Annotated in this window: 5 protein-coding genes and 1 pseudogene; all 6 read left to right on the top strand. The window is 71.1% G+C overall.

Annotated elements, in window-relative coordinates; genetic code table 11:
- Positions 1–72 precede the first annotated feature (72 nt).
- Entirely contained in the window at positions 73–621 is a 549-nt protein-coding gene (locus tag L0P92_RS40290; RefSeq protein ID WP_234768101.1) for a TetR/AcrR family transcriptional regulator, read from the top strand.
- Positions 622–707: 86 nt separating this feature from the next.
- Positions 708–1,763: a TolB-like translocation protein gene (locus tag L0P92_RS40285; protein WP_234768099.1), complete on the top strand. Its 1,056-nt coding sequence runs from the start codon at positions 708–710 to the stop codon at positions 1,761–1,763.
- A 26-nt stretch (positions 1,764–1,789) separates the two neighbouring features.
- The gene (locus L0P92_RS40280) at positions 1,790–3,004 is read left to right on the top strand and encodes a TolB-like translocation protein (protein WP_234768098.1); all 1,215 of its coding nucleotides are present in this window, start codon (positions 1,790–1,792) and stop codon (positions 3,002–3,004) included.
- Positions 3,005–3,321: 317 nt separating this feature from the next.
- Positions 3,322–4,926 carry a citramalate synthase gene (gene cimA, locus L0P92_RS40275; protein WP_234768097.1) on the top strand — a complete coding sequence of 535 codons (1,605 nt, stop codon included), beginning with the start codon at positions 3,322–3,324 and terminating at the stop codon, positions 4,924–4,926.
- A 297-nt stretch (positions 4,927–5,223) separates the two neighbouring features.
- Positions 5,224–5,577: pseudogene (locus L0P92_RS40270) on the top strand (VOC family protein); the annotation flags it as partial.
- 56 nt (positions 5,578–5,633) lie between these two features.
- Positions 5,634–6,947 (top strand): hypothetical protein (locus L0P92_RS40265; protein ID WP_234768096.1); only part of this gene is annotated, 1,314 nt, incomplete at its 3' end.

The following is a 6,947-nucleotide window of genomic DNA, read 5'->3' as shown; positions in this document are numbered from 1 at the left end:
GCAAACCGCGATTATATAACTGGTCTGGTGGGCTCGGTTTTGTGTATAAGATACTGCGTCCTCGCCGCCGCCATGGAGATGATCGCCGAGCGCGGCCTGGAGAAGCTGACCATGGCCGCGCTCGGCCGCGAGGTCGGCATGAGCAGCGGCCATCTCCTCTACTACTTCCACTCCAAGGACGAACTGCTGCTGCGCACCCTGGAGTGGAGCGAGGGCCGGCTCGGTGCCGCGCGCGGCCGGCTGCTGACCCGGGCGTCCGCGACGGTCAGCGAACGCGTCGAGGCGTACGTCGACCTGTACGTCCCCGAGGGGCATCGCGACCCGCACTGGACGCTGTGGCTGGAGGTCTGGAACCGCTCGCAGAACGCCGACGACGACGCCCGCGACCGGCAGGCCGCGATCGAGGGCGCCTGGCACCGCGACCTGGTGGCCCTGGTGGCCGAGGGCGTCTCGCGCGGGGAGTTCCGGGCGGTCGACCCGGACCGTTTCGCCGCCCGGCTGCGGGCGCTGCTCGACGGGTTCTCCATCCATGTGGCGATCGGCCTGCGCGGCACGGACCGGGCGCAAGTTCTCGGCCACGTACGGGAGTTCCTCGCCGACAGCCTCCTCGCGGACTCCTGAGCTCACGTCCAGGTTGTACGCAATACGTCGGATTGACCCTGTCACGCGTGGTGCGTTTGCCTCGAAGGGAATCCACAGGGGGGAACATGTCCAGAGCCACGCGTGTGTCCACGGTCTCCTTAGCGGCGGCACTGCTGCTCACGCTCACCGGCACGAGCGCGTCCGCCGCGCCGCCCGCACCCCGCGTCGAGCGGGTCAGCACCGCAGCCGACGGCACCCAGGGCGACGGTGCCTCCAGCGCCGCCCACACCACGCCGAACGGCCGTTTCATATCGTTCCGTTCCTCGGCGACCAACCTCGTGCCCGAGGGGATCACCCACCCGGGCACCTACTCCTACATCCGCGACCTGAGAACCGGCCACGTCACCAAGATCGAGCTCGCGCTCAGCACGCCCCGCCTCAGCGCCGACGGCCGCTGGGCCACGTACACCGACTGGGGCAGCCGTAAGATCAACGTCTTCCTGATGGACCTGAGCACGGGCACCCGGATCCGGGCCGGGGGAGACGCCCGGGACAGCGGGTCCGCCCCGGACATCAGCGCGGACGGCCGCTACATCGCCTACACCTGGGGATCCGGACACCCGCAGTTCCCCAATCGCATCGACCTCTACGACCGGGTCACCGGCACCCGCGAGACCGTCAGCGCGGGCCCGCAGGACGACGAGACCCGGGACATGGACAACCCGTCGATCAGCGGCGACGGCCGCTACGTCGCCTACCAGGACGAGGGCAGCGGCGACGTGTGGGTGGCCGACCGCACCGCCGGCACCCAGACCGAGGCCGACGACGGCACGCCCTCCACTGTGGTCCAGCTGAGCGCCGACGGCCGGGTCCTGGCGATGGACTCGGCGGACGGTTCGTACGTACGGGACCTGCGCACCGGCCGGATCCAGCACTTCCCCGGCGCCGAGATACGGGCCGTCAGCCCCGACGGGCGCCGGATCCTCCTCCAGGACGCGCAGTCCGACCTCTGGCTGCGCAACCTCCACGGCGGACGCCAGGTCCTCGTCGGACACGGCAGCGCCATCGACGGCTCGGTCTCGGACAAGGGCCGCGCGGTCGTCTACTCCTCCCAGGACACGGACATCGTCCCCGGCGACACCAACGGCGTGTCCGACGTCTTCCTTCGGACAGTGCGATGACAACGACCAACCACGGGGGAACAACCATGCACAGCAAGAAGCGCCTGGCCGCCGCCGCCCTGGCGGCCGTCGCCGCGGCGGCACTCACCGGCCCCGCTGCGGACGCCGCACCTCGCGCCCCGCGCACCGAGCCGATCAGCGTCACACCGGAGGGCAAGGCGGGCGACGGCGTCTCACGGGTGGCCGTCATCAGCCGCAACGGCCGCCACATCGCGCTCACTTCGGACGCCGAGGACCTCGACCCGAACGTGCCGCACGGCGGCATGTACCTGCGCGACGCCCACACCGGGAAGCTGCGCTTCGCGGGCTTCGGGGGGCTGGTGGCGGTGCTGAACGACGGCCGCTACGTCTACGTCGAGTACGGCCCGACGTCCGCCGAGCTGTGGATCCACAACCGCGACACCGGCGAGCGGGTCGGCTTCGGCATCGAGGTCCCCGAGGGCTTCGAAGGACAGCCCGCCGAGGTCTCCGTGAGCCCCAACGGCCGCTACGCGGTCTACACCCTCCGCGAGACCGAGGACAACACCAGCGTCGTCTTCCTGCGCGACCGCCTCGCCGGCACCACCGAGCGCATCAGCCACCCCCGACCCACCTGGGAGCCCCGCAACGCCTTCGGCCCCACGGTCAGCGACGACGGACGCCGGGTCGTCTACCAGTACAACTACGCCAACGGGCCGCGCGGCGACGACTGGGGCGATGTCTGGATGTACGACCGCGGCACCCGCGAGCACAACCAGATCGACCGCTCCTACGACGGCTCCAAGACCGAGAAGGAATCCCTGAACCCCTCGATCAGCGGCAACGGCCGTACGGTCGTCTTCGAGTCCCGGGACACCCACCTGGTGCCCGACGACAACGACGTCAGCTGGAACGTCTTCGTGCACGACATCGCCACCGGCACCAACCAGCGCATCCACGGCACCCAGGGCGGCCCCGGCGAGGTCTACACCCGCAACCCCGCGGTGAGCGCCGACGGCCGGTACGTCACCTTCATGTCGGAGATCGAGGAGCCCGGCAGCCGCTACGGCAAGGAGTGGCCCGTCTACCTGCGGGACCTCCGCAAGGGCACCACCACCCTGGTCACGCCCGACACCGCGGGCGGCACCGCCACGGCCGACGTCCTGCCGGGCCGGATCGCCGACGGCGCCCGCCGCGTCCTCTTCCAGTCCACCGACCCGACCCTGATCCCGGCCGGCGACACCAACGACGGCACCGACATCTTCGTTCGGCACCTGCGGTGATCAACGCTGTGCTCGCATCCTGAGACGGACGGTGAGCCCGGGGGCGGTGTGTGCCAGACTGCCCCCGTGCTCTCGTTCGCCATGATTATTGGCAGCAGGCGCGCCGGTCCGCAGTGACCGCCACGTACGACCAGGTACGGGCGGACACCGTCGTCCTCGACCCGCGCGCAGACCTCTCGCACCCGCGAGGGGTTTTTCGCTTTTCTGGCCCACCTTCAGCCGGGAGCAAAGCGCGAGGGATCATTGGGGACGGTGGAGCCGGTCATTCCGGTAACGACCGTGATCCGACGGGATCCAACAGCAGGAGCCTTGACACCATGACCGCAACCAGCGAGCTCGACGATTCGTTCCACGTGTTCGACACCACCCTGCGCGACGGCGCGCAGCGGGAGGGCATCAACCTCACCGTCGCGGACAAGCTGGCCATCGCCCGGCACCTGGACGAGTTCGGCGTGGGCTTCATCGAGGGCGGCTGGCCCGGTGCCAACCCGAGGGACACCGAGTTCTTCGCGCGCGCCCAGCAGGAGATCGACTTCCGGCACGCCCAGCTGGTCGCCTTCGGCTCCACCCGCCGCGTGGGCGCCAAGGCCTCCGAGGACCCCCAGGTCAAGGCGCTCCTGGACTCCGGCGCCCCGGTGATCACGCTGGTCGCGAAGTCCCACGACCGGCACGTCGAACTGGCCCTGCGCACCACCCTCGACGAGAACCTGGCCATGATCCAGGACACGGTCGCCCACCTGCGCTCCCAGGGCCGCCGCGTCTTCGTCGACTGCGAGCACTTCTTCGACGGCTACCGCGCCAACCCCGAGTACGCGAAATCCGTCGTCCGTACGGCGTCGGAGGCCGGCGCGGACGTCGTCATCCTCTGCGACACCAACGGCGGCATGCTCCCCGCCCAGGTCCAGGCGGTGGTCTCCACGGTCCTCGCGGACACGGGCGCCCGCCTCGGCATCCACGCCCAGGACGACACCGGCTGCGCGGTCGCCAACACCCTCGCCGCCGTCGACGCGGGCGCGACCCACGTCCAGTGCACGGCCAACGGCTACGGCGAGCGCGTCGGCAACGCCAACCTCTTCCCGGTGGTGGCGGCCCTGGAGCTGAAGTACGGCAAGAAGGTCCTCCCCGACGGCCACCTCCGCGAGATGACCCGCATCAGCCACGCCATCGCCGAGGTCGTCAACCTCACCCCCTCCACCCACCAGCCCTACGTCGGCGTATCGGCCTTCGCCCACAAGGCCGGTCTGCATGCCTCCGCGATCAAGGTCGACCCGGACCTGTACCAGCACATCGACCCCGAGCTGGTCGGCAACACCATGCGGATGCTGGTCTCCGACATGGCCGGCCGCGCCTCCATCGAGCTCAAGGGCAAGGAGCTCGGCATCGACCTGGGCGGCGACCGCGAACTGGTGGGCCGGGTCGTCGAGCGCGTCAAGGAGCGCGAGCTCAAGGGCTACACCTACGAGGCGGCCGACGCGAGCTTCGAGCTGCTGCTGCGGACGGAGGTCGAGGGCAGGCCCCTGAAGTACTTCGACGTCGAGTCCTGGCGCGCCATCGTCGAGGACCGCCCCGACGGCACCCACGCCAACGAGGCCACGGTCAAGCTCTTCGCCAAGGGCGAGCGCATCGTCGCCACGGCCGAGGGCAACGGCCCGGTCAACGCCCTCGACCGCGCCCTGCGCGTCGCCCTGGAGAAGATCTACCCCCAGCTCGCCAAGCTCGACCTCGTCGACTACAAGGTCCGCATCCTGGAGGGCGTCCACGGCACCCAGTCCACGACCCGGGTCCTGATCTCCACGTCCGACGGCTCGGGGGAGTGGTCGACCGTGGGCGTGGCCGAGAACGTCATCGCCGCGTCCTGGCAGGCCCTGGAGGACGCCTACACCTACGGTCTGCTGCGGGCCGGGGTGACACCGGCCGAGTAGGCCGAACAGCCCTCGCCACCACCTCCGGGCCGGGCGTCCACGGCACAGTGAAGCCATGGACGACAAGGACACGGATCCCGGACACTTCCTCGCCCGGGGGCAGGTGGCGACCCGCCTGCCCGCCCAGGACCCAGGGGGTGTTTGAAAGTCCCGCACAGCACCCACGGCGCCCGGCACGCACCCTCGCCGCACCGGCCGAAGGCCCAAGTAGCTCCGCTACGAGGGCCTTCGTCCGGCACGCCGAGGGCACGCACCGAACACCGCGGGCACCGCACGGGACTTTCAAACACCCCCTGACGAGCCCGGCGCTTCTACGCCGAGAAACTGGGCCTGGAACCGGTCGACGAGCGGCCGGGCGGGCTGCTGTACCGCTGCGGCGGCACGGAGTTCGCCGTGTACCGCTCGACCGGAGCCTCCCCCGGCACCTTCACTCAGATGGGCTGGCAGGTCGAGGACGTCGAGGCGGTGGTGACGGAGCTCCGGCGGCGCGGGGTGCGCTTCGAGGAGGTCGACGTCCCCGGCTTCCACACCACCGACGGCATCGCCGACATCGAGGGCCACTACCCGACCAAGGGCTTCCGGGGTGAACGGGCCGCCTGGTTCCACGACAGCGAGGGCAACCTGCTGGGCATCGGCGAACCGTACGCCTGAGCATTCCGGCCACCGCGGCCGCCGCCTTTTCCCGGCCCATCAGGTAGCGTCGAAGTATGAGGACTCCGCTCTTCCGGGGCCTCATGAGCTTGCTGATCGTGCCGGTCACCGCGACGGTCGCGGTGCTCACGGCCGGCGCGCCCGGCGCCCATGCGGCCACGGACCTCTCGAAGGTCGCCGAGGCGCTGCGCGAGGAACCCGTCTATGTGGACCCCGCCGCCTCCGACCAGCTGTCGTCGGCCGACGCCGAGGCGCTCGCCGACAAGATCAAGGATGCCGACAAGCCCGTCTTCGTCGCCGTCCTCCCGGCCGACCAGCCGACCGAGAACCTCCTGCTGAACCTCCGTACCGAGACCGGTGTCACGGGCCTGTACGGCGTCCGCGTCGACGACCGCTTCGACGCCGCCGCCGACGCCTCCGTGATGTCCCGGCAGGCGGTGAACAACCTGGTCACCTCGGTGCAGAGCGCCGGCGACCCCAAGGCCCAGCTGAACGACTTCGTCGACGCGGCGCTGCGCAACGTGAGCGGCACGGCACCCGCGAGCTGGAGCGACGGCTCGGGCGGCGACGGCGTGGACGTCAGCGGACTGATCGCGGCCGGCGCGGTGCTGGTGGCGGGCGGCGCGGGCGCCTACGCGCTGGTGAAGCGCAACCGGCGACGCCACGAGGCGGAGCGGCAGGCGGCGCTGGAGAAGCTGCGGGTCGTGGTCGACGAGGACATCACCGCCTTCGGCGAGGAACTGGACCGCCTGGACTTCCACCCGGCCGCGCCCGAGGCCGACGACGCGATGCGCGAGGACTACGAGCACGCCCTGGACTCCTACGACCAGGCGAAACGGCTCATGGACTCGGCGCGCAAACCGGAGGACGTCAAGGCCGTCACCCAGGCCCTGGCGGACGGCCGCTTCTCCCTCACCCAGCTGGCCGCCCGCCGGGAGGGCCGACCCCTGCCCGAGCGCCGGCCGCCCTGCTTCTTCGACCCGCGGCACGGCACCGCGGTGGCCGACGAGACATGGACGCCGCCCGGCGGCACCGCCCGCGAGGTCCCGGTCTGCGCGGCCGACCGCACCCGGCTGTCCGAGGGCCGCGACCCCGTGATCCGCGAGGTCGACACCGAGCACGGCCGCCGCCCCTACTGGGACGCCGGCCCGGCATACGGCCCCTGGGCGGGCGGCTACTTCGGCGGCGGCATCCTCCCCGGCCTCCTCATCGGCACGATGCTGGGCAGCATGATGGCCGGCCCCGCCTACGCGGCCGACTACGGCGCGGGCTACGGCTACGGCGACGGCGGTTACGAGGGCGGCGACGTGTCCGGGGCGGACTTCGACGGCGGGGACTTCGGGGGCGGGTTCGGCGGAGGGGACTTCGGT

The sequence above is a fragment of the Streptomyces muensis genome (assembly GCF_021474425.1).
Lineage (GTDB): Bacteria > Actinomycetota > Actinomycetes > Streptomycetales > Streptomycetaceae > Streptomyces > Streptomyces muensis.
Note: the sequence above shows the minus strand (reverse complement) of the source record. Positions and strands in the feature narration are given on the sequence as shown.

Excerpts from the sequence above, each read along its gene's own strand:
- L0P92_RS40290 (WP_234768101.1), top strand. The coding sequence starts at position 73 with ATGGAGATGATCGCCGAGCGCGGCCTGGAGAAGCTGACCATGGCCGCG.
- L0P92_RS40285 (WP_234768099.1), top strand. The coding sequence starts at position 708 with ATGTCCAGAGCCACGCGTGTGTCCACGGTCTCCTTAGCGGCGGCACTG.
- L0P92_RS40280 (WP_234768098.1), top strand. The coding sequence starts at position 1,790 with ATGCACAGCAAGAAGCGCCTGGCCGCCGCCGCCCTGGCGGCCGTCGCC.
- cimA (WP_234768097.1), top strand. The coding sequence starts at position 3,322 with ATGACCGCAACCAGCGAGCTCGACGATTCGTTCCACGTGTTCGACACC.